At 37.2% G+C, this 23,448-nt stretch carries 19 protein-coding genes; 3 read left to right on the top strand and 16 right to left on the bottom strand.

Annotated elements, in window-relative coordinates:
* Nucleotides 1-9: 9 nt before the first annotated feature.
* On the bottom strand, nucleotides 10-852 hold the full coding sequence (locus CBF30_RS01735; RefSeq protein WP_245974987.1) for a DUF72 domain-containing protein: 843 nt from the start codon (nucleotides 850-852) through the stop codon (nucleotides 10-12).
* 105 nt (nucleotides 853-957) lie between these two features.
* On the opposite strand from CBF30_RS01735, the gene CBF30_RS01730 reads away from it, so the two are divergent.
* On the top strand, nucleotides 958-1,932 hold the full coding sequence (locus CBF30_RS01730; protein WP_126822143.1) for an asparaginase: 975 nt from the start codon (nucleotides 958-960) through the stop codon (nucleotides 1,930-1,932).
* 155 nt (nucleotides 1,933-2,087) lie between these two features.
* Nucleotides 2,088-2,285, top strand: coding sequence for a hypothetical protein (locus CBF30_RS01725; protein ID WP_126822141.1), 198 nt, complete (start codon nucleotides 2,088-2,090; stop codon nucleotides 2,283-2,285).
* An 85-nt stretch (nucleotides 2,286-2,370) separates the two neighbouring features.
* Here the strand turns inward: CBF30_RS01725 and CBF30_RS01720 are convergent, their stop codons facing one another.
* The 15 genes from CBF30_RS01720 to tyrS all read right to left on the bottom strand — a co-directional run bounded on the left by CBF30_RS01720 (nucleotide 2,371) and on the right by tyrS (nucleotide 20,828).
* Nucleotides 2,371-4,491 carry a PTS sugar transporter subunit IIABC gene (locus tag CBF30_RS01720; protein ID WP_126822139.1) on the bottom strand — a complete coding sequence of 707 codons (2,121 nt, stop codon included), beginning with the start codon at nucleotides 4,489-4,491 and terminating at the stop codon, nucleotides 2,371-2,373.
* Nucleotides 4,492-4,729: 238 nt separating this feature from the next.
* The gene (locus CBF30_RS01715) at nucleotides 4,730-5,242 is read right to left on the bottom strand and encodes an adenine phosphoribosyltransferase (protein ID WP_126822137.1); all 513 of its coding nucleotides are present in this window, start codon (nucleotides 5,240-5,242) and stop codon (nucleotides 4,730-4,732) included.
* Entirely contained in the window at nucleotides 5,239-7,563 is a 2,325-nt protein-coding gene (recJ, locus tag CBF30_RS01710; RefSeq protein ID WP_126822135.1) for a single-stranded-DNA-specific exonuclease RecJ, read from the bottom strand. Before recJ ends, CBF30_RS01715 begins: the two co-directional genes overlap by 4 nt.
* 155 nt (nucleotides 7,564-7,718) lie before the next feature.
* Nucleotides 7,719-8,108 (bottom strand): LapA family protein, encoded by a 390-nt coding sequence (locus CBF30_RS01705; RefSeq protein ID WP_126822133.1) that lies wholly within the window; start codon nucleotides 8,106-8,108, stop codon nucleotides 7,719-7,721.
* A gap of 12 nt (nucleotides 8,109-8,120) precedes the next feature.
* Nucleotides 8,121-8,918: an SDR family NAD(P)-dependent oxidoreductase gene (locus tag CBF30_RS01700; RefSeq protein WP_390221181.1), complete on the bottom strand. Its 798-nt coding sequence runs from the start codon at nucleotides 8,916-8,918 to the stop codon at nucleotides 8,121-8,123.
* Between the two features lie 21 nt (nucleotides 8,919-8,939).
* Entirely contained in the window at nucleotides 8,940-9,866 is a 927-nt protein-coding gene (gene rnz, locus CBF30_RS01695) for a ribonuclease Z (RefSeq protein WP_126822129.1), read from the bottom strand.
* Between the two features lie 88 nt (nucleotides 9,867-9,954).
* On the bottom strand, nucleotides 9,955-11,271 hold the full coding sequence (locus CBF30_RS01690; protein WP_126822127.1) for a sensor histidine kinase: 1,317 nt from the start codon (nucleotides 11,269-11,271) through the stop codon (nucleotides 9,955-9,957).
* A 9-nt stretch (nucleotides 11,272-11,280) separates the two neighbouring features.
* Entirely contained in the window at nucleotides 11,281-11,958 is a 678-nt protein-coding gene (locus CBF30_RS01685) for a response regulator transcription factor (protein ID WP_126822126.1), read from the bottom strand.
* Between the two features lie 182 nt (nucleotides 11,959-12,140).
* A complete protein-coding gene (gene obgE / locus CBF30_RS01680; protein ID WP_126822124.1) occupies nucleotides 12,141-13,457 on the bottom strand; it encodes a GTPase ObgE in 1,317 nt (438 codons plus the stop codon).
* A gap of 67 nt (nucleotides 13,458-13,524) precedes the next feature.
* The gene (locus tag CBF30_RS01675) at nucleotides 13,525-14,286 is read right to left on the bottom strand and encodes a MurR/RpiR family transcriptional regulator (RefSeq protein ID WP_170168906.1); all 762 of its coding nucleotides are present in this window, start codon (nucleotides 14,284-14,286) and stop codon (nucleotides 13,525-13,527) included.
* 283 nt (nucleotides 14,287-14,569) lie between these two features.
* The gene (locus CBF30_RS01670) at nucleotides 14,570-16,351 is read right to left on the bottom strand and encodes an ABC transporter ATP-binding protein (protein ID WP_170168905.1); all 1,782 of its coding nucleotides are present in this window, start codon (nucleotides 16,349-16,351) and stop codon (nucleotides 14,570-14,572) included.
* Between the two features lie 2 nt (nucleotides 16,352-16,353).
* Nucleotides 16,354-18,105 (bottom strand): ABC transporter ATP-binding protein, encoded by a 1,752-nt coding sequence (locus CBF30_RS01665; protein WP_126822118.1) that lies wholly within the window; start codon nucleotides 18,103-18,105, stop codon nucleotides 16,354-16,356.
* Between the two features lie 90 nt (nucleotides 18,106-18,195).
* On the bottom strand, nucleotides 18,196-18,426 hold the full coding sequence (locus CBF30_RS01660; RefSeq protein ID WP_126822116.1) for a YneF family protein: 231 nt from the start codon (nucleotides 18,424-18,426) through the stop codon (nucleotides 18,196-18,198).
* 105 nt (nucleotides 18,427-18,531) lie between these two features.
* On the bottom strand, nucleotides 18,532-19,428 hold the full coding sequence (locus CBF30_RS01655; protein WP_126822114.1) for a deoxyribonuclease IV: 897 nt from the start codon (nucleotides 19,426-19,428) through the stop codon (nucleotides 18,532-18,534).
* Between the two features lie 137 nt (nucleotides 19,429-19,565).
* The gene (gene tyrS, locus CBF30_RS01650; RefSeq protein WP_126822112.1) at nucleotides 19,566-20,828 is read right to left on the bottom strand and encodes a tyrosine--tRNA ligase; all 1,263 of its coding nucleotides are present in this window, start codon (nucleotides 20,826-20,828) and stop codon (nucleotides 19,566-19,568) included.
* A 187-nt stretch (nucleotides 20,829-21,015) separates the two neighbouring features.
* Here tyrS and CBF30_RS01645 point away from each other — a divergent pair, with 187 nt between their 5' ends.
* Nucleotides 21,016-23,424: a transglycosylase domain-containing protein gene (locus tag CBF30_RS01645; RefSeq protein ID WP_126822110.1), complete on the top strand. Its 2,409-nt coding sequence runs from the start codon at nucleotides 21,016-21,018 to the stop codon at nucleotides 23,422-23,424.
* The last annotated feature ends 24 nt before the right edge of the window (nucleotides 23,425-23,448 follow it).

Genomic DNA, 23,448 nt, shown 5'->3' with positions numbered 1-23,448 from the left:
CTCTTCTCTTTAAAACAAATCAATTTGTTCAGGATTCAGATCCGCATATTGAATGTTTAATCTATTTTTTAAAGAAGTTGCATTCCGATACGCATCTCCACCAGAATTATTATTAAAAATAATTGCTACCTCTAATTGCTTACTTTCTAATTGTGACGCATGCTCTGCAAGTTCTTCTAATTCTTTTTCGTTATAATCATATAATGTTCTTTTTTGGCGCCAATCTTCCCCTTTTTCAAGCCAGCCTTGAATGTTTCTGCCATGACAACGAATCAATACTTTTGAACTATGAGTTGCAAGTGGTAAAAAAGGAATGGCATTTGTTGGGAGTTGCGGACTATCGACAATCGTTAAGATAAATTGATTTTCCTGCATAAATCGAATCATTTTAGCTTGCATTGGATCGGAAAACCATGCCGCATTGCGAAACTCAATAGCAATTGGTAGTTCTTTAAAGATTTTTCGAATCTTTTTTAGATGAAGAATGTTTTCTTTTGTACAAGAAAAATATGGTGGAAACTGAAACAAAAAAGCATACAACTGATTTTTTGAGATAAGAGGAGCAACTGATTCAAAAAATTGTAGATAGAGATCTTTTTCACTCTCATAGTTTTTTTGCCATTCCTCATGCAAAGTCATTGCTTTTGGCACTTTTAAAATAAACCGAAAACTTGGTGGAACTGCTTCTATCCATGAAGCAACCGTAGTTTTCCTTGGAATCCCATAAAAAAGAGTATCTACCTCTACCAAAGGAAATTTTGAGGCGTATTCAGCCAATGTCGGTTTTTTCCCATTACTTAAGTCTGTATGTTCTGACCAAGTTGTGAGCCCTATACGAATCAATTCCCTCATCCCTTTCCCTGACTATCTTGTAGTTTGTTACGTATTTTCTGATTGTACTCTCTTAATAAAAATAGTATCATAAATAAGAATTATAATACAGAAAGTTGGTGTCCAATGAAGAAAGTTCTAATTTTGCATACAGGTGGTACCATTGCCATGCACGAAGATCCTGAATCAGGAAGTGTCGTGACCGATCCTCAGAATCCACTTCTTACCTCTTCTCTTACTTTGGAATCGGGTACTGAACTTATCATAGAGGATTTCTTGAATGTTCCCTCTCCTCATATTACGCCTACTCACATGCTGCACCTAAAAGAACGCATACAAAAAGCGCATACTGAGGGTGTCTATGGAGTGGTGATTACCCATGGTACAGATACCTTAGAAGAAACAGCTTATTTTTTAGATATCACGATTGGACAACTTATGCCAATTGTTTTGACTGGAGCAATGCGTTCCAGTAATGAAATTGGCTCGGATGGTCTCTATAATTTTCAGTCTGCTATTCGTGTGGCCTCTGCTAAACAAAGTAAAGGAAAAGGTGTTTTGGTCGTTATGAATGATGAGATTCATACTGCTCGCTATGTTACAAAGACTCATACCACCAATGTTGCTACGTTCAGAACTCCAACTTTTGGTCCTATCGGATTGATTACAAAAAGTAAAATCTTGTTTTTTCAAGAACTGACACAAACTTCACAACTAGCTATTCAATCTGTAACAGGTACCATTCCAATTGTTAAAGCCTATGCTGGGATGGAAGAGACCTTACTAACGATTCTTTCAGAAGCACAGCTAGATGGACTAGTAATTGAAGCATTAGGAGCCGGAAATCTTCCCCCTAAAACTTTACCTGCAATACAAAAGCTTTTAGACAAAAAAGTGCCAATCGTTTTAGTTTCTCGTTGCTTTAACGGAATTGCCGAAGGAGTATACGGTTATGAAGGCGGGGGGAAACAACTGATTGACTTAGGTGTAATGTTTTGTACAGGACTAAACAGTCAAAAAGCACGAATCAAATTACTCGTGGCCCTTAATCATCAGATGTCGTCAAATGCTTTGGTTGAATTTATTACTACTGAAGGGTAGAAATGGTAGTGCATTAGCTATTCAGATACTAATAAGTACGGGACATAACTCAAAAATTATGTCCCATACTTATTTTTTTCTTTACAACGGGAACATTTGTTTGTATACTATAAATAAGAACAAACGTTCTCTATAATTAATTAGGAGGAAAAATGATGACAGCGATTAGAAGAATTGGCGCTATATTGGTTGTATTGCTTATTGGAATATTTTTAGGGTTTTTAGGATGGAAAAATGCCCTTCTTGTTGTCGCCCCTCTCATTTTACTCTGGTTAATGAGCTGGGATGAAAGACGTTACCGAAATTTTGAAAAAGAACAATATTATCAAGAGCATTATGCTTATCGAAAATAAAATCGTTTCTTCATAAAAAAACACTTTAGAGAAAACTTTTTCTCTAAAGTGTTTTTACATTTAAATCGACCTATATATCTGGGAGCTAAACCTCGACCGTCCCCACACTGCTACTAGCAGCTTGATTTCCCGTCTTTGCTAATTCAAAAGCTTTCACTTTATCCATATTAGTCAAGACAACAATCATCTCATTGCCTTTCCCAGCATCTTTAAGTGCCTGTAAATCAACCGTAGCCAGCTTAGTCGTTGGCTCTACTTTGTCGCCATCTTTGACAAAGATTTCAAATGGAGCTCCTTCAAGCTCCACTGTATTGATCCCCATGTGTAGTAAGACTTCCACACCAGTATCTGTTTTAATTCCAATTGCGTGTTTTGTTGGGAAAACACTCATAATTTCCCCTTTTACGGGAGAATAAATTTCCCCATTTTCTGGAATAACAGCATAGCCATCCCCCATCATTTTTTGGGCAAATACAACATCATTTACTTGCTCAATTGGAACGACTTTTCCTTTTGCTACAGAGTATAGCTCAAGCTGCTCCGTGACAGGAACTTGATTTGTAGCCTCATCTACTGAAATTTGCGTTTCAGCCTGCTGTTTTTCGGTCGTTTCAACCAGGTGTGTTGCTGCTTCTTTGGGTGCTTTTCCAGTTGCAATAAATTCATCAACATTTGTTTTTATATTCGCAACTTTTGGTCCGTAAATTACTTGTACACCATTTCCGTTTACCACCACTCCAGCAGCCCCAGTACTTTTTAACTGTGATTGATTGACTAGTTGTCCATCTTTTACAGTCACACGCAGCCGGGTAGCACAATTATCAACGTCTACCAAATTATTTGTTCCACCTAATCCTGAAACAATCTCATAAGAAACAATTTCTTTGTCGGTCAAATTGGCTGTTTCTTTTGAAGCTAAATAGTCTTTTTTAGTAAACATTTTGGTTTCTTCATCATCTTCTTCACGTCCTGGTGTTTTCAAGTTGAACTTTTTGATAAAGAAAGTAAACACAGTATAGTAAACAATCGCATAAATAACCCCAACTATAATAATTGGAATCCAGTTTGTTTTGTCTTGCCCTGGTAAGATTCCATTAAAGAACAAGTCAATTAATCCTCCAGAAAACGAAACGACTACTCCCACTTTCAAGAAATTCATCAATGCAAATGAAAATGCTGCAAGCACACAATGAACCCCAAAGTAAAGAAGCGGAGAAGCAAATAAAAAGGAGAATTCTAATGGTTCAGTTACCCCCGTTACAATCGAAGTAATTGCTGAAGAAAAGAGCAAACCTTTTGCTTCTTTCTTCTTATTTGGTTTTGCTTGACGATACATTGCTAACGCTGCAGCAGGAAAACCAAAAATCATGAAAGGAAACATTCCAGAGAAGTACTTAGCCGCTTCAGGCGAAACAACTTTTCCAGCTGAAATTTGTGCAAAGGCGATATTTTGTGCCCCTTCTACCAAGTGCCCATTGATTGTCGCTGTACCTCCAAGTGCTGTTTGCCAAAACGGCATGTAAAACACATGGTGCAAACCAAGTGGAATTAACGCACGGTAGATGTATCCATAGATAAAGGTTCCAAATACACCTAATGAAGCAATGGCAGCGCCAAGCCAAGCAATTCCTGCCCCAATATAAGGCCATATAAGTGCTAATAATACCCCAATCACCACTCCGGCAATCGCAGAAATAATTGGAACAAATCGAGTTCCCCCAAAGAAGGACAAACTATCTGGTAATTCAATCTTATAAAATTTATTATGTAACGCTGCAACGACAAGCCCAATAATAATTCCACCTAAAACACCAGTGTTCATTGTATTATGGAAACCTACAACATCTCCTATTAGGCCTAAAGTTTCTTTTAGCTTTTTAACATCCAGAAAGTTACTAATCATACTCGTTAGAGAAGCATACATAAAGAAATAACCCACAACTGCTGATAATGCGGCAACTTCTTTGACCTTATTCGCCATTCCTAATGCAATAGATACTGCAAACAATAGTGGCAGATAAGCAAATACAATATTCCCACAATCATTAATAACCGAGAACAATTTAAATAAAAATGAGTGAGAAGAAGTATGGGTGGTAACCGCTGAACTAACCCCTAGCATTAGTCCTGCAATTGGCAGTAAAGCAATTGGTAACATAAATGTTTTTCCAATTTTTTGTAAAACCTCAAATCCTTTCCCTTTCATACGGGTTCCTCCAAATTATTTTTTTGTTGTTTTTTCGAAAGCGTATTCATGAAAACAATCAAAAGAATTTCACTATAAAAAACCAACGTTCTTATTCTAACATTGTGAAAATGATGCGTCAATAAGTCCTACGAACAAAAAAGAGTGTAGCACAAAGTAAACGTTACTTGTGTTCTACACTCTCTGTATTTTTTATTTAGTCAGAATTTATCCTTTTGCTGCGTGCGCACTCACAAAACTAATATTCCATTAAAGCTAAAATATCGTAGCCTTCAATTTTATTGCGACCTTTTAATGCTTCTAATTCGATTAAAAAGGCTGCTCCTACAACAATGCCGCCTAAACTTTCAACAAGCTCAATCGTCGCTGCAATGGTGCCACCAGTTGCTAATAAATCATCACAGATCAAAACTTTTTGTCCAGGCTTGATTGCATCTTTATGTAAGGCTAATACATCTGCTCCGTATTCTAAACCATAGCTAACTTCGACCGTTTCACGAGGGAGTTTGCCTTTTTTACGTGCTGGAGCAAAGCCAATTCCTAGTTCATAGGCAACAGGACACCCCACAATAAAGCCTCTAGCTTCTGGTCCAACAACCATATCTACTTCTTTTTCTTTGGCATATTCAGCAATTCTTTTTGTTGCTTCGCGGTATGCATCTCCATCCGCCATTAGTGGAGAAATATCTCTAAAGATGATCCCTTTCTCTGGAAAATCTGGGATACTTGCAATATAATCTTTTAAATTCACTTTTTTTCCTCCTGTTTTAAAAACCAGTCTTTCAACGTCGTCAAATTACTATACAATAAAAATTCTTCTGATTTGATTTTTGCTTCTCGACGCTTAAAAGCTTGGCTATCATTAAGTTGCTGATTTTTTGGATTTTCGATTTGGTTCATAACACCATTATCTATTGTAACAAATTCCAGTTCAGAAAACACTTCAATCATAAAAATTAATAGGTTTTCTTTTAACTGTAAAAAACTCGCGATTTGTTTGAGCTTATATCGAATATCGATATTTTTATGTTGTGAAATAAAGCGGAACAACTTAGAAAATTGCTCTCTACTTGGCATACCATCTAAATAGCATTCATCTTTTGAAGCACATTGTAGATAGATTCGTTGATAGTTGCCTTGAATTAATACATCACGCAGGCTTTCAACTTCCACTGGACAATCTACCACTACCAAATTAGACACAACCGGATGCTCACTAGAAATAGTTTTTGGGGTCAAAATAGCCTCAGGTGTAACATAGGATGGCACCAAGTCTAAATTTTTTTCTTCAAAAACCATGTACTGAGTTGCTTCTGTTAACCGAGGTAATTCTTTGGCTCTGCCCCCTCTATAATCAAAAACTTGCAGTCCCGATATTTGATAGTCCACTAATAAAAGCTGTGGTTTCTTTAACCCATTCCATTCATTCACATTTAGCTTTCCAACAAAAGTCGCTGTTAGGTCTTGTTCTTGAAGTTCCAGGGCTTCTTCTCCTTTACCAAACGCAACACAATCTAAGCCATTTTGCTGATTATCTAAGAGTTGAAACTTCAAATGTTGCTGTGTAGCACCAATTCTTTTTATCTGCACTACTTGTTTAGGTGAAAAAGCAAAATTAGGAGCAGGATTATCTGTCCCAAATGGAGCTAACAAATCCAAGCTTTGAATAAATGCAACGGACGCATCTGCAATGTCCATTTCCTCATCAATTAAAAGTGGTTGGCCTATAGAGAAATCAATATTATGTTCATCAACATAGGCGTCTAATTGTAGCTGAAATGAGTCGAGATTTTCATAGGGAAATGTTAATCCAGCAGCCATATGGTGTCCCCCAAAACGAGTAAGTAGCTGACTTGAATGAGTTAGAGCATCATAAAGATTTAGTTGCTCAACGCTTCGACCAGAACCTTTTACTGTTTGTGCAGCTGCATCAATGTTTAGGACAAATGTGGGTCTTCCAGTTTTTTGAACAATCTTGCTTGCGACAATACCGAGCACGCCCTCATGCCAGTCTTCTTTTGCCAATACATAGACAGAATGTTGGTCTTGTTCTGCAATCATCTGGAACGCTTCACAAGAAATTTTTTCAACAATTGCTTGTCGTTCTTCATTTTTCTTTTGAATGGTTTGCGCCAACACGATTGCCTCTTCCTCATCAAAAGTAGTCATCAGCTTAACTCCTGGTGTCGCATCCCCTAATCTCCCGATTGCGTTGAGTCTAGGGGCGATAATAAACCCAATATTTTCACCAGTAACTTTCTCAACTTGAAGACCTGCTTCCTTGCACAAAGCTCGAAGTCCAATACGATCCGTTTCTTGTAATAGTTTCATGCCAATTTTTACCAACGTACGGTTTTCACCGGTTAAAGAAACCAAATCTGCAATCGTTCCAATTGCAACTAAATCCAAAAATTCATAAGGGATGTCATCTAGTAGCGCGCACGCCACTTTAAAGGCCACACCGACACCAGCTAAATCGCCAAATGGATAGTTTCCATTTGGATGTCTTGGATGAATAATTACGGTTGCATTAGGCAGCTCTTCTGGCAATTCATGGTGGTCAGTCACAATGACGTCTACCCCTTGATTTCTAGCATAATCAATCGCCTCATGTCCAGCCACACCATTGTCAACAGTCACAATTAAGCTGACCCCAGACTCAATTTCTTTGGCAAACGCATCCACATTTGGACCATAGCCTTCACTAAAACGATTGGGTATATAAACTTTAACTTGACCCCCTATTAACTCAATTGCCTCCTTCATCACAGTTGTGCTTGTGATGCCATCTGCATCATAGTCTCCATAAACTAAAATAGTCTCACTATTTTCTACAGCTAACTGAATTCGTTCGACTGCTTTTTCCATCCCATAGATTGCTAATGGATCGTGTAATGATTGAATTGTCGGATTTAAAAATTGTTCTATTTCTGCTTCTGTTTGCACCTTACGATTCCAAAGAAGCGTAGCTAAATTTTCAGGAAGTTTCTTTGTATTCAAGTAAGTAATAAGTGGAGTTATTTCTTCTTTCTTTGGTGCCTGATAGTGCCATTGATACATTGCTGGTTTCAAATTATCACTCCTAACCCTATATATTATACCAAAATTTTCTTTTGAACCAAAGAAAATTAAGCGATTTACTTATTTCTATTCTTTTTGGAAAAAAAGAGTCCAAGACTCGAAACAGTCTGGGACTCCTTTTTATTTAAATGACTCACTGTATTTCTTTATTCTACAGGTGAGTCTTGATTATTATGATCAAGTAACTGTTCGCGTAAAACACGAATTTCTTGCTCTTTTTGCTCTAATTGTTCTTCTAAATCTTTTTTTGTCTGCTCTAAATTTTTTTCTAGCTCTGTTTGAAAATTGTTTTGATAAGATTTCACTTCTTTTTTCAAACTTTTAACTTCTTTTCCTTTTCTCCATAAAGAAGAATAAGAGGTTAAAATGACAATCAGCGCACCGAAAATGGCTGAACCCAAAATAATAAAAATTAACGGCCATTGATACTCTTTAAAGCCAAAACTTACTGCTACATTCTTAGTATTAATCACCGAAAATATCACAATAATCACTACCATTGCAAAACTAATCATCAATCTACCTTGCTTTTTCATTACAAACTCCCCCTATTTCTTATTAAATAAACTACCTGCTAGATAATCGCCAACACTTGGAAATAACGTGTATGCCTTGCTTGCCATCTCCATAAACAACGGACTATTAATCTCTCTTTTATTACTTCCCATAGAGCGTACAACTTTACTTGCCAGTACTTCTGGTTTTAGCACCATCCAGTCTACAGATGATAGATAACTACCACTTTCATCCGCAATCGTAAAGAAGTTGGTCTCAATGGGTCCTGGATTGACCGTTGTTACTTGAACCCCCAGTGGCTTCAGCTCGAGCCTGAGTGCATTGGAAAACCCAATTACTGCGAATTTGGTTGCCGAGTATACGGTACTTTTAGGTGTAGCCATTTTCCCCGCCTGAGAGGCTACATTAATGATATGTCCGGCTCTTCTCTCTCCCATATGGATTGCCACTTTTTGTGTCATGTACATTAGACCTAATACGTTAACACGAAACATTTTTTCAGCTATATCCATCGAAAAATCAGAAAATGTTTCAAATAAGCCAAAACCAGCACAGTTAACTAATATGTCAATTTTGCCGATTTCATGGATGATTTTTTGGTACACTTCCTCAATGTTTTCTGGTTCTGCAATATCTAATTGAAAAGCATAAGCCTTCTGACTAGATAACTCTTCACAGCGCTCCCGTACTTTTCCAATTAATTGAATACGTCTTGCACAAATCACCACAGTTGCATTTTTTTTTGCAGCTTCGTATGCAATTTGTTCACCCAGTCCTGAAGACCCACCTGTTATCACAACAACTTTATTGGTTAAATCTTTAAATCCCATTTTCATCTTTTCTCCTCCTTTTTACTTAGTTGGAATAGAAAACTCATCAAAATCTTTCACGACTTTTGTTTGTTTGAAGACTTTTTTGGCTTCATTTTCAAGTTCAACTGCTGCTTTTCCGATATAACGCGCACTAATATGAGTCAAAAACAACTGTTTAACATTCGCTTCTTTTGCCACTTGACCTGCTTCCACTGTAGTAGAGTGATAATACGCTTTAGCTAGTTGTGCCTCACGTTGATTAAATGTACTCTCATGCACAAGGACATCGGCATTCTTAGCAAGTTCAACACTGTTTGGATGTTTCCTAGTATCTCCTAATATGGTGACTGTGCGTCCTTTTTTGTCTGGACCTAAATAATCTTTCCCATATAATATTTTTCCATTTTCAAGGTGAATTGTTTCCCCTTTTTTTAGTCGACCATATATAGGACCTGAAGGAACTTCTTCTTTTTGAAGCTTTTCCACTAGCAATTCGCCTGGTTGATCTGCTTCTTCGATACGATAACCATAACAAGTAATTCGGTGATCAAGTGGCAAACAATGTACTTGAAATTGATGATCTTTAAAAATCAGTCCACCCTCTTCAATCTCATTGTAATGAATCGGGTATTTCAAGTGTGTTTCTGAAATCTTGAGACTAGTTTGAATAAACTCCTTAATTCCTTTTGGTCCCACAATCGTCAACGGTTCACTGCCCCCTTGAAAAGAACGACTACTCAATAAGCCAGGAAGGCCAAAGATATGATCTCCGTGTAGATGCGTAATAAAAATTTTTTCTATTTTTCTTGGGCGAATACTACTTCTTAAAATCTGTTGTTGCGTTCCTTCCCCACAATCAAATAACCAAACTGAATTACGCTCATCTAGTAACTTGAGGGCAATACTTGTTACATTTCGTTGCTTTGCAGGCACACCTGCACCTGTTCCTAAAAATTGAATGTCCATCATAACCCATACTTTCTAAAAATTCTTAATTACACTGTATTGTAAAAGAAAAACACAAAATGTGCAAATCTCCGCTCAATCATTCTTTTTAAAATGGAATTTCAACATGGAAAACCGTTCCTTTAGGCTGGTTATCTCTGATTGTAATCTTTCCATTGTGATTTTTCACAATCCACATCGCGATGGCTAATCCCAGACCATATCCACCAGTTTCTCGCTGCCTTGCACTATCTTCTCGGTAAAAGCGATCAAAAACATGTTTCTTCTCTTTATCTGGAATTCCCCTTCCGCTGTCTCTAACTTCTAAAATCCACTGTTGGTTTTTAATAGTAGAGAAAACTTCAATTTCATCGCCTTCTTGAGTAAATTTGAGCGCGTTATCAATCAAAATTACCAACAACTGATGAATCCTTTTTGGGTCAAAAACCACTTGTTTTGTTGCATCCTCAGTTGCATAAAGCGTTTTGTTCTGAGTCTCAGCTATCTCCTTATACGGATCAATTACTTGCTTCATAAATTCCGATACATTGACCGGTTCCTTTTTAACAACTGCCATATTCGAATCTGAGCGCGCTAATAATAATAAATCTCTGGTTAACTGATTGAGCCTTCTTACCTCACCGAGTGCAAGCGCGATACTTTCTGACTCTTCTAATACGGTGTGAGAAGGATGCACAAACATATTTTCCAATTTGCTTTGGATAATTGTTAAGGGCGTCCGTAACTCATGTGAAGCATTTTCGACAAATTCTTGTTGCTTTTTCCAAGAGTGAAGTACTGGTTTCATATTAATTCTAGACAGATAATAACTGAGAGCGATTGAAATAAACCAAAAAATCACCATGCAGATAATCAGTACATTTTTAAATTGATTCACAGTTTCTCGTGTCGCATTTGTGTTGTACAAGATCTGAACATACAAAGGATTTCCTTCCTCGTCATCTTCTTCGAGTTGAACTGTTATGGAGCGAAAAGAAAGCGTATTTCCATTCAAGTCTTTTGTTGTAACATCGACGATCTGATTCAATTTCTTTTTTCGCAGTTTAAGCTTGGAAAAAGAGTCGTAACGCTCCCCTAAACGTGCTTTGTTTTTTATTTCGCCTGAGCTGGACCAGATCAAAGTTTGCGTTTGAAAATTTGTAGGCAGTGGTTTCCCAGCAACTCTAAGCCCCCCAATTTGAAGGCCAGATGGGACTTTCTCTAGGGAATTCGTTCGGAGCAGTTCATTTTGTAAATACTGCTGATTTGTTGATAAACTTGATAAGTTTCCATCAATTGACGCATATAATGATCGCTCTAAAATCTGGAAGACAATCAAACCTAGAACAATAAAAATAAGTGCAAAAGACCCTAAGTTTATTAAGAAAAATCTTCTATACTGCTTTTTATCCATCAAATTTTGCATGCACGTTCCTCACTCTTTCGCATCTAACATGTATCCGACATTTCGGAGTGTTTTAATTTTTTTATCCAGACCTGTTGCCTTCATATGTTTTCTTAAATTGCTCATATATACCTCTACAACTGTCAATGAGGTTTCAGAATCAAACCCCCAAATTCTGTCAAAGATTTGCTCTTTTGTGACAATCATATTTTTATTTTGAATTAAGTATGTCAATAAATCAAATTCTTTTCCTTGCAGAATAAACTCTTGATTTTGATAATGCACCACGCGACTTCCCAAGTCGCACTCAATTTCGCCTAGTTTCAATCTATTTTCTTCATGCAAACCCAATGTACGCTTTAGCAATGCTTTTGCTCTAAGTAATAGTTCTTCCCTGTGAAAAGGTTTGGTCAAATAGTCATCCGCACCTTGAGTGAATCCTTTTACCTTATCATCTAATCCATCTTTTGCCGTTAAAATTAAAACTGGCGTTGCAATCGAACGTTTTCTTAATTGTTGTAATACTTCGTAGCCATTCATTGAAGGCAGCATTAAATCAAGCAAAATCAAGTCATAAATATCTTGTTCTGCCTCATACAAGCCTTCTTCACCATCATAGATTTGGGTAATCTCGCCTAATTCTTTGACTACCGATTCAATACTATCTGAAAGAATTTTATCATCTTCTACCACTAATATTTTAATCATTTTGCACCTACTTACTTTTTCTTTTGCTCCTTAATTCTATTAAAATTACCATAAACAAAGCTTAAATCAAGTATACCATGTCTCCACTTTTTTTTGTAAAAACATAAAAGAGGAAAGAGTCTTAGCATCTGCCGAAACTCCCTCCTCTTTTTACTTTCTCTCTTTATTCGTGCGATTCATTCTTAGTCAATAAATTCAAATTCAAACTTATCGATACGAACCAAATCACCATCTCGAGCACCACGTTCTCGTAATGCCTCATCAACGCCCAATCCTCTAAGTTGACGAGCAAATCTCATCGTACTTTCGTCATGGTCGAAATTCGTCATCTTGAATAATTTTTCAATTCCAGGACCCGACAAAATCCAAGTTGCATCAGCATCGCGCGTAATTTCAAATGGACGATCTCCTACGTCAAAGCCGTATAATACGCTTTCCTCTTCAGCAGTTTCTTCGTCATATATTGGAAATTCGGGTGTCACATCAAGCAGTTCTGAGGTTGCATTTAGCAACGGTTCGAATCCTTGACGTGTAATGCTTGAGATTGGGAATACCAATTGTTCTTTGGCAAACTCGTCTTCTCTTAGATTGGCTAATTTTTCTTTGAACTCTTTTAAATTAGCTTCTGCATCTGGCATGTCCATCTTATTGGCTACAATTATTTGAGGTCGCTCCAACAAGCGTAAATTATGAGACTCTAGCTCTTTATTAATTGCTAAGTAATCCTCATACGGATCGCGTCCTTCCATACCACTCATATCAATCACATGTAATATTACCCGTGTTCTTTCAATATGACGTAAAAATTGTGTTCCAAGCCCTACTCCTTGAGAAGCGCCTTCAATCAATCCTGGCAAGTCTGCAACCACAAAACTATTGCCCTCAGCGGTGCTTACCATCCCTAGATTAGGCACAAGCGTTGTAAAGTGATACGCCCCTATCTTCGGTCTAGCTTTTGAAATGACAGATAAAATTGTTGATTTTCCAACTGAAGGAAATCCTACTAATCCGGCATCTGCTAAAACTTTCAACTCTAGTTCAATTTTTCTTTCTTGACCTGGTTCACCGTTTTCAGCAATTTCTGGCGCTGGATTTTTTGGGGAAGCAAAGCGGATGTTTCCACGTCCACCACGTCCACCTTGTGCGATGACTAATTCTTGCTTATTATGTAATAAGTCTCCAAGTACCTTGCCAGTCTCCGCATCTTTAACAGTTGTGCCAGGCGGTACAGGAATATGCTGATCCTCTGCGCCTCGACCATGCATACCCTTACTCATCCCATTTTCTCCCGGAAGTGCTTTGAAATGACGATTAAAACGAAAATCCATCAATGTACGTAATCCCTCATCAACTACGAGCACCACATCACCACCATGACCCCCATCGCCACCAGCTGGTCCTCCATCAGGAACGTATTTTTCTCTTCTAAATGCAACCATTCCGTCTCCGCCTTTTCCAGCTTTGACATCTATGGTTACCTGATCTAAAAACATGGACATTACTTGTCCTCCCTTGCTTAATTAAAAATGCTCTCTTCATTGTACGTGCTAAAATACTTTTTGTCTATTACTTCTCCAAACTATCCAGCGTTTTGCCATGTTTCTCTTTCAGTTGTCTTGCTTTTCTTGCTAGTTCCTCTAAAAGATAGACAGTTGGAACTTGACTGGTAACATTGTAATGGTCAGCAACCAACTCAATGGGAATGTAACACGGAATGCTTCTATCTGAAATTTTGGCCAATGTTGATGTTTCGTGATTGGTAATACTGATAATTAGCACGCCTCTTGCTTTTAAACGTGACACAAGTTGCAGCATCATTTCCGTTTCGCCAGATACAGATAGCACTACCAAAATAGTCGATTCGTTATCCGTATCAGGTAATGGATAAAAGGAATCTTCAATGTTTAGTGTATCTATGCCTACCGTAGAAAACAAACGTGCTCCATACTGTGCCATCATACCACTGCTACCCATACCAAAAAAAAAGAGACGTGATGCTTTTTGAAGCATCTGTGCGCACGCTAAAATATTTTGCTGAAATGCTGGTTTCCTCGCTAATTTAAAAAAATCTTGCAATTCATCATCACGCTTAGATAAGTTGCTCAGCGCTTTATTTTCTTTTTCTATTTTTAGTTGAAGCTTAAAATCAGAATAACCTTCGTAGCCCATTTTTGTACAAAAACGCAAGACAGTCGTGGTCGATACATGGGCATTAGCCGCTAACTGTCTAATTTTCATATGCATGACTTCATCTCTATGAGTCATCACATAATTGTAGACGCCAAGCTCTAATTCGTTTAATTTCTGTACGCTTTTGTAATGAAACATACCTCTCCTCCGAACCCTCATGATACATTTATCATAACACAAAAATCGGCTTAATCAGAAATATTTTTATTCCTCTTACCTGGGTCTGTATCCCAATTTTAACCCTATTTTCAAATATAAATGGACAATCCATTTCATAAAAATTGTGAAACAAAAGCAAAAATTAGTTTTGTTTCACAATAAAAATTTGATTCAATTAACACAATTCACCACATGTTTACTCCCGTTATCTAGCCAAAGTGATTGTTGGATTGTTGCTATTTTTCAATTATTTACTCCAGGATTAAGATTGATTGCTTTGCAAACGGTACATATCATAGTAAAGACCACCTTGTTCAATTAACGAATCATGGTTGCCCCGCTCCACAACATGACCTTTTTCCAAGACCAAAATTAAATTAGCATCTCGAATGGTTGATAGCCTATGTGCGATGGCAATCGTGGTTCTACCTTGACGCATTTTTGCTAATCCTTCTTGAATCAAGGATTCAGTTTCCGTATCAATATTAGCAGTTGCCTCATCTAAAATAAGCATTTTAGGATTGGTAACAATCGTGCGAGCAAAAGAAATCAGCTGACGTTGGCCGCTTGAATAACTGGCTCCCCGTTCAATCACTTTTGCATGATATTTTCCAGGTAACGTTTCGATAAATTTATCTGCTTGGACAAATTCCGCAGCTTCTTTAATTTGTTGGTCAGTGATATTAGAATTAAGTAAGCGAATATTTCCTGCAATATCGCCATAAAACATGAACGCATCTTGTAAAACTAGCCCCATTTTTTCGCGTAATTCTTTTAAAGGGTACGTCCGAATATCACGGTCATCTATCAGTATTTCCCCGTCATAAAATTCATAGAAACGCATCATTACATTGATTATCGAACTTTTTCCACTTCCCGTATGCCCCACAAGTGCCACAGTTTCACCTGGTTTTGCCACAAAACTAATATTATTTAGTACATTGTGTTCTCCGTCATAAGAAAAGCTCACGTTTCTAAATTCAATTTTTCCTTCTGTGACTTTTGCATCTGCATCTGAATTTTGTTTAGGAGCAAATTCTTCATGATCGAGCACTTTAAAAATTCTGGTTCCCGCAACCATTCCATCTTGATAGATACTTAGATAATCCATCATGTTGGTCATTGGATTAAAGAAAGCTTGCACATATGAAATAAACGCATAAATCATCCCTACTTCAACGGGGTGTTCCAATGCCTGGTACCCAAACATAGAAAGTACGAGCGCTGTGGCCAAAGCCATTAATAAATTGATAATCGGAGCCAGCAATAAAGAATTGGTTTTAATCATTGAAAGTCTGGTTTGTAGATATTCATCATTTGTCTGTTCAAATTCCTCTTCTAAACGATGCTCTTGACGAAATTGTTGAATAATACTCATCCCAGAAATGGATTCATTTAACTTCGTGTTCAATTGGCTCAGTTTCTCCCGCATATTTCGGTAAACTTTGGAACTGAATTTTTGATAATACCAGATAATAATCAAAAGAAAGGGTAAGAAAAACAGGCAAGCAATTGTGATTTTGACATTAATTAACGCCATTGCAATAAACGAAGAGATCACTGCAAAGACTCCTGTAAGAATCATCAAGAAAACAAACCAAAATTCAAATAAAGTATCTGTATCATTGGTCACTCGCGAAACGATTGAACCAGCAGGCGTCTGATCAAAATAACGCATCCCAAGGGTATGCAACTTTTCAAATAAGCGAACTCGAACACTTTGATACGTATTAAGGGAAGCTTTTGAATAGAGATACCCTTGAAAAAACCAAACAATACTTTTCACTAAAATCCCAATAAAATAGAGACCACCAAAAAATAATATAATTTTAGTTGTTGCAGTTTTAGGCGTCAAATATTGGTCCATAAATACTTGCAATATTTTAGGTAACAAAACATTCATGCCTGAAAGAAGAATCGCAAAAAATATCGCCCAAGCAAAAATTTTTTTAAATGGTCGAGCAAACTTCAGCATGCGACGTGTCACTGCTAGTTGTTCTTTGATGGACATTGATTTTGACCATTCTGAATTATTTTTTTGCATGATTAGCCTTCACTCCCTTCTATTTTTTCTGCTAACTGTTGTTGCTCATACATTTTCGCGTACCAACCCTGTTTTGCGAGTAACGCCTGATGTGTTCCACGCTCTATAATTTTCCCTTCGTCCAAAACTAAAATTTCTTGCGCATGTTTGACACTACTCAAACGGTGTGCCGCAATAATCGTAGTCTTCTCTTTTCTTTGCTCTTTTAGATTCGATAGAATTTTCTCTTCTGTCTTAGCATCTACGGCTGATAAAGCATCGTCCAAAATAAGTAATTCTGGATTTAGCACTAAGGCGCGTGCAATGGACAAACGTTGCTTTTGACCACCTGAAAGTGAAACACCTCTTTCTCCAACCATTGTTTCATACTGCTCTGGAAAAGAAAGAATATCTTCATGAATTGCTGTAAGTTCTGCTACTTCCTCGACTTTTGCTTGGGAAAGTTTTGGACTAGCAAAACGAATATTGTCTTTCACTGTCATTGAAAATAAAAAATGATCTTGTGGCACATAGCCGATCGATTGAAGAAGCGCATTAAGCGAATAATCTCTAATATCTTGTTTTCCAAACTGAATCGTTCCAGCGTAGTCATCGTATTCTCGTAACAGCAGCTTCAATAAAGTCGTTTTTCCAGCACCAGTTTTTCCAACTATCCCGAGTGTATGTCCTTGCTCCAAGGTAAAATCAATATTTGTTAATACTGGATGCTCACCATCGGGATATTGGAATTGATTGATTTCAAACTGAATCGTCCCTTTAGCTGGTTCAGTAATTGCATTTTCTCTTTCTACAATAGAGGATTTTTTACTCAGCATTTCTTGCACCCGGTCATAACTAGCATTTCCTCTTTCTAATACATTAAACAAACGACCAATTGCGAACATTGGCCATACAAGCATGGCAATATAATTGATAAATGAAACAAATTGACCAATAGTAATCTGCTTGTGTACAACATAATAGCCCCCTAAAACAATAGTAATCACATAAGCAGCTCCAATAATTATCGTAATCAGTGGGTCAAAAAGCGCATCTAACGTATTCACTCGATTATTTTTTTCAATTGAGTGATTAATTTTTTGCTCAAATTCTTCAATGTCTTCTTTTTCTTGACCAAATGTTTTGATTACTTTTATCCCCGAAACACTCTCTTGTGTTTTGTCATTGATATCCGAGAAGGTCTCTTGTGACTCACGAAAAGCATCGTGCAGCTTAGCACCTAATATTTTAGAAGTAAGAGCTAGCAGAGGTAACGGTAATAACGCAATGAGGGTCAAACGCCAATCAACAAAAAGAACCATTGCAACAATCGTGATACTCCCCGTAATAAAAGAGTCCGCAAACGTTAAGATCCCTGCCCCAGCAACATTTTGAATGGCTGTTAAGTCATTAGTTGCATGCGCCATCAGATCTCCTGTCCGATGCTCTTTGAAAAAGGTGTTGTCCATCACTGTAAAATGATGAAATAATCTTTTACGCAACATTTTTTCTAAACGGGAAGAGCCGCCCCAAATATTGGTTCTCCATACATAGCGTAAAAAATATTGTGTAACAGCAACTAAAATTAAGATTCCTACCCATATAATAAGTTGTTTAGCGGTTAGTTGCCTACTCGCAATGCTATCCACTACAATCCCAATCACTTTTGGAGGAATCAGTTGGATCAGCGCTACTAAAATCAAACTTGATACACCGATTAAATAAGTTTTTTTCTCCAACTTAAAAAACCAGCTTAATTTTCTAAAAATCGACATTCTTCATTTACACCCCTTTATTTTAAATCAGAGCACACAAAAACGGATAGTGAAAGAACACTACCCGTTTTTATTACGAATACCAAAATACTATTTATCAGACTTTTTAGCCTGAGTTTTCATATTCTGCATCATTTGACGTATTTTCTTCTCAGAAGGCTTTTGGCCCATCTGCAACATCATCATACGTAACATATCCTCATTAACGGGAGGATTCTTTTTTAAATAGTCTTGCATATATTTACGCGCAAAGAAAAAGCCACCGATTGCGCCCACGATCAAAGCGATTACTACAATCAAAATAACTAAACCTGTATTCATATCAAATCTCTCCTTCCTCTTTCTATTTGTGCTCTCAATTTAACATTGTACTAGAAAAAACAACAAATGGAAAGTTATTTTATTAAAAAAATCGATTTGTTTTCTTTATTCGTTTCCTTGTGCAATCTTTTCAAGTAGATCTGGTTGGAAGACTCCTGATTTTAGCATGGAAATCTCATAACCATAAGGTGCCTTAGCATTTTTTTTATCTTCTCCAACATAAGGAGTTTCTAAAATTTTAGGCAATAACGCTAACTGCTCATGGTGAACAATCTTATTTAACGCGTCAAAACCAATCGTCCCAAAGCCAATATTGGCATGACGATCCTTTTGTGCCCCTTGCGGATTTTTAGAATCATTGATATGCATGACTTTTAAACGATCCAACCCAATGATTTTATCAAATTCTTCTAAAACCCCATCAAAATCTTCTTTAACATTGTATCCAGCATCATTTGTATGACAGGTATCAAAGGTAACCGATAGCTTTTCATTTAATGTGACCCCATCAATGATACTAGCCAGCTCGTCAAAGGAACGACCAATCTCTGTGCCTTTTCCTGCCATTGTTTCCAGCGCAATCTGAGCCGTTTGTTCCTTTGTCAGCACTTCATTTAATCCTTTTATAATTTGTTTAATACCTGCCGGTGCGCCTGCCCCTACATGTGCACCTGGGTGTAACGTAATTTGTGTAGCTCCAAGTGCTTGTGCACGGACAATTTCTTGACGTAAAAACTCTGTTGCAAAGCCAAAATTTTCTGGCTTAATCGTATTTCCTAAATTAATAATATAAGGAGCATGAACAACAATCTTAGAGAGTCCCTGTTCTTTCATAAAAAGAGAGCCTGCTTCGATATTCATCTCCTCAATGGGTTTTCTTCTGGTATTTTGAGGTGCTCCTGTATAAATCATAAATGTAGATGCACCGTAACTTGCAGCTTCTTGCGCTGCGCCTAGTAACATTTTTTTTCCGCTCATGCTAACATGTGAACCAATCAACATATATTTTACCCCTTTTATTTAGTATTATTCTTCCTCATTGTATAGTGTTTCTTCCATCAAAACAAAATTGATGCTTAAAAAAAAGAGAGCACCTTCTAACCGAGGCTCTCTTTTTTGTGTGTTAATCAAAATGAGGTTTAGAAATTCAAGACAAAATATTTTTTCTTACCACGACGGACAACCACAAACTGATTTTCAATCTTATCGGCTTCCGTTAACTCATAATTCAAATCTTGAACACGTTCACCATTGATATAAATGGCGCCGTTTTGAATATCTTCTCTTGCTTGACGTTTTGAGCTATCAATTCCTGATTTCACTAAGATTTCGACTAATTTTAATTCATCATCTGCTTGAACATTGTAACTTGGAACATCCTTAAATCCTTGACGAATTTCTTCTGCATTGAGCGATTTGATTTCGCCACTAAATAACGCAGTTGAAATCTTCACCGCCTGTTCATATGCCTCTGCTCCGTGCGCTAGAGTTGTGACTTCTTTAGCCAAAACTTTTTGAGCCAAACGTTTTTCTGGTGCAGCCAAAAATTCTTTTTCAATTTCTTCAATTTCAGTCAGTGGTACAAATGTAAAGTATTTAATGAATTTAATCGCATCACGATCATCTGTGTTAATCCAAAATTGATAAAACTCGTAAGGTGATGTTTTGTCGGCATCTAACCAAACAGCATTTCCTTCCGTTTTACCAAACTTAGTTCCATCCGCTTTTGTAATCAGTGGCATCGTAATCCCGAATGCTTGTACTTCTTTTTCTCGACGAATCAATTCAATTCCGGAAGTAATATTGCCCCATTGATCACTTCCACCTAATTGAAGTAAACATCCTTCTTTTTCATAAAGCTTTAAGAAATCATAAGCTTGCAACAATTGGTAAGCAAATTCTGTATAAGAGATTCCTGTTTCAATCCTACGCTTCACACTTTCTTTGCTCATCATATAATTAATAGTAAAGTTCTTGCCTACATCGCGCAAGAAATCAATTAACGAAACACTTCCTAGCCACTCATAGTTGTTGGCAATGACCGCTGGATTTGTTTTATTATCAAAATCAATAAAACGTGACAATTGATTTTTAATTTTTTGAGACCATTCTTGCACAGTATCCAGTGTATTTAAGCTACGCTCTGCATCTTTAAAAGATGGATCCCCAATCATTCCAGTTCCTCCGCCTACCAACGCAACCGGAACATGTCCTGCTTCTTGGAAGCGACGTAAAGTTAAAATAGGCAACAAGTGCCCTATATGTAAACTATCAGCAGTTGGGTCAAAGCCAATATACAATTTTACAGACTCTTCCATCAATTGTTTAGTTAAAGCATCTTCATCTGTCGTTTGGTAAATCAATCCTCGAGCTTTTAATTCAGCAAAAAAATCTGTACGCATTGTTTTCCTCCTCAGTTTTGTCATTATTATATTAACTGATTTTCCATCTATTGAAAAGAGTAAAATCGGATAATCAAGAAATATGTCAATTCTAAAATTCCTAGATATTTTCAACAAAACTAGGCAGACTTTCAAATGTTTGCTATAATAAAGCAAAATCTTTCTAATAAAATAGAGGTGAACTTTTTTGGCAGAGCACGATCAGAATCACAAAAATAAGCATAAAAAGTCTTCATATAATAAAAATTGGCTTTTAGGATTTCATATTTCTTACGGAGTTTTAAAATCTTTGTTGCTTTTTGTGATTGTTTTGTTACTTTGGTTAGGTTCTTTAGGTATTGGTGTTGGGATGGGGTATTTTGCCTATCTAGTAAAAGATACAGAAGTTCCTACGAAAGAAACACTTAAAAATGAAATCAACGATATTGAACAAGTTTCACATATGGTTTATGCCAATAATGAGTCTATTGGAGACATTACGACTGATCTCATCCGGACAAACGTAAAATCAGATGCGATTTCACCTTACGTGAAAAAGGCCATTGTTGCAACCGAAGATGAGAACTTTTGGAAACACCATGGATTTGTACCCAAAGCAACTATTCGAGCGCTGATATCTGAAGCATTAGGTGCAAGCAACTCTTCAGGGGGGTCTACTCTGACACAGCAATTGGTGAAGCAACAAGTGTTAACCAGCGAAACTACCTTTAAGCGAAAAGCCAATGAACTTTTACTTGCTTACCGTGTGGAAAACTTTTTTTCAAAGCAACAAATTTTGACCACATACTTGAACGTTTCCCCTTTTGGACGAAATAATAAAGGAGAAAACATTGCAGGAGTTGAAGAAGCTGCTAAAGGAATTTTCGGTGTCCACGCTAAAGACTTAAGCTTGCCACAAGCTGCTTTTATTGCGGGTCTTCCGCAAAGTCCAATTACCTACAGTCCTTATACTGCTACAGGAGATAAGAAAAAGGATCTTTCAGCTGGTTTAGAAAGAAAAAATGATGTTTTATTCAATATGTACCGAGAAAAAGAAATTACGGAAAAAGAATATTTAGCAGCTAAATCTTATGATTTAGCCAAAGATTTTATTGAAAAAGGCAGCAATACTTCTAATCAAAATGATTATCTTTACTATTACGTTCAAAAAGAAGCAACCGAAGTCTTGATGCCAACTTACTATAAAGCAGATGGGTTTAAAAAAGAAGACATTACTTCCAGTGATGATCTATACAACAAGTACTACAAAATAGCCAATCGCTCCCTTAGAAGAAATGGCTATACGGTTCATTCAACCATTAACAAAGAACTTTATGACTCGATGCAAGCTACTGCCCAAAACTATGGGAACATGTTGGATGATGGTAGAGGAACCATTCAAGTTGGAAGCATTATGATGGAAAATAGTACGGGAAAGATCTTAGCGTTCTTAGGTGGCCGTAATTATGCAGAAAATCAAAATAATCATGCATTTGATACCCGCCGTTCTCCCGCTTCAACAATGAAACCAATTCTTGCCTACGCTCCTGCGATTGATGTTGGGCTTATCGGTTCTGAGTCTCAACTATCAAACTTCCCCACCACATTCAAATCAAGTGGTGGTCCTGTTACAAACTATGACCGTATCAATCGAAATAGTTTTGAAAGTGTCCGACAAGCATTAAAGAAATCGGATAATATTCCTGTTTACAACCTCTATCAGGCCTTACTTACAAAAACAAACCCTGAAAGCTATTTTAAAAAAATGAACATTCAGATGTCCTCGGCAGAATTCAGTTATGAATCTATTCCAATGGGAGGAACAGACCACGGACTAACGGTACTTGAGCAAACCAACGCGTATGCTACACTGGCAAATGGTGGCGTATATAATCAAGGCTATGTGATTGATACCATCACCGATAACAACGGGAACGTAATTTACAAGCATGAGCAAAAACCCGTTCAAGTTTATGCCAAGGCTACAGCTTCTATTATGAATAATTTGATGCGTGATGTTATAAATTCTGGGACAGGTATCAAAGCCAAGTCGACTCTTGCTCAACTTTCTCCAACACTTGCAGGCGGTGACTGGGTTGGAAAAACTGGAACTTCTCAAGATGAAAATGACTTTTGGTTCACTGCCTCTACCCCGGGGATTACGTTGAGTTCTTGGATTGGTTACGATAATAATACCCCAATGTATAGTTCATGGGGGCAAAATAATATGCAATTTTGGGCTTATCTCGCAAACGGTACCTACCAAATTGATCCAAATGCCTATCAGACGAACAGAAAGTTTGAATTAGATGCTAGCGTGATTAAATCAGAAGTTTCAAGCTTTACTGGTCAAAAATTAGGAACTTCTACAATCAATGGTGTTAAAATGCAAGTTCCAGGCAGTAAGGTCACCTCTTATTTTGCAAAAGATGGCGCAGCTAGTTCTTCTTTTGAATTTGGAATTGGTGGAACAACGGCAAATTATAATACTGTCTGGGCCCCTTACCTCTCTGCTACGAAAAAAACAACCGAAAGTACAAAAAAAGAAGAAAAAAAAGCAGAGACAACGACGAATAATGACGAAGAAGATCAAGATCAAGATGAAAATGAAGACTAAAAAAGAGCTGAGGTATTGTCCCTC

Source organism: Vagococcus entomophilus (assembly GCF_003987595.1).
Classification (GTDB): Bacteria; Bacillota; Bacilli; order Lactobacillales; family Vagococcaceae; genus Vagococcus_E; species Vagococcus_E entomophilus.
This window is presented reverse-complemented; position numbering and strand designations above follow the sequence as displayed.

Excerpts from the sequence above, each read along its gene's own strand:
- CBF30_RS01720 (WP_126822139.1), bottom strand. The coding sequence starts at position 4,491 with ATGAAAGGGAAAGGATTTGAGGTTTTACAAAAAATTGGAAAAACATTT.
- CBF30_RS01705 (WP_126822133.1), bottom strand. The coding sequence starts at position 8,108 with ATGAAAAAGCAAGGTAGATTGATGATTAGTTTTGCAATGGTAGTGATT.
- CBF30_RS01675 (WP_170168906.1), bottom strand. The coding sequence starts at position 14,286 with ATGTTTCATTACAAAAGCGTACAGAAATTAAACGAATTAGAGCTTGGC.
- CBF30_RS01685 (WP_126822126.1), bottom strand. The coding sequence starts at position 11,958 with ATGATTAAAATATTAGTGGTAGAAGATGATAAAATTCTTTCAGATAGT.
- CBF30_RS01660 (WP_126822116.1), bottom strand. The coding sequence starts at position 18,426 with ATGAATACAGGTTTAGTTATTTTGATTGTAGTAATCGCTTTGATCGTG.
- CBF30_RS01690 (WP_126822127.1), bottom strand. The coding sequence starts at position 11,271 with ATGCAAAATTTGATGGATAAAAAGCAGTATAGAAGATTTTTCTTAATA.
- CBF30_RS01725 (WP_126822141.1), top strand. The coding sequence starts at position 2,088 with ATGACAGCGATTAGAAGAATTGGCGCTATATTGGTTGTATTGCTTATT.
- CBF30_RS01655 (WP_126822114.1), bottom strand. The coding sequence starts at position 19,428 with ATGTTGATTGGTTCACATGTTAGCATGAGCGGAAAAAAAATGTTACTA.
- CBF30_RS01670 (WP_170168905.1), bottom strand. The coding sequence starts at position 16,351 with ATGCAAAAAAATAATTCAGAATGGTCAAAATCAATGTCCATCAAAGAA.
- CBF30_RS01665 (WP_126822118.1), bottom strand. The coding sequence starts at position 18,105 with ATGTCGATTTTTAGAAAATTAAGCTGGTTTTTTAAGTTGGAGAAAAAA.
- CBF30_RS01730 (WP_126822143.1), top strand. The coding sequence starts at position 958 with ATGAAGAAAGTTCTAATTTTGCATACAGGTGGTACCATTGCCATGCAC.
- obgE (WP_126822124.1), bottom strand. The coding sequence starts at position 13,457 with ATGTCCATGTTTTTAGATCAGGTAACCATAGATGTCAAAGCTGGAAAA.
- CBF30_RS01735 (WP_245974987.1), bottom strand. The coding sequence starts at position 852 with ATGAGGGAATTGATTCGTATAGGGCTCACAACTTGGTCAGAACATACA.
- CBF30_RS01700 (WP_390221181.1), bottom strand. The coding sequence starts at position 8,918 with ATGGGATTTAAAGATTTAACCAATAAAGTTGTTGTGATAACAGGTGGG.
- tyrS (WP_126822112.1), bottom strand. The coding sequence starts at position 20,828 with ATGCGTACAGATTTTTTTGCTGAATTAAAAGCTCGAGGATTGATTTAC.
- rnz (WP_126822129.1), bottom strand. The coding sequence starts at position 9,866 with ATGGACATTCAATTTTTAGGAACAGGTGCAGGTGTGCCTGCAAAGCAA.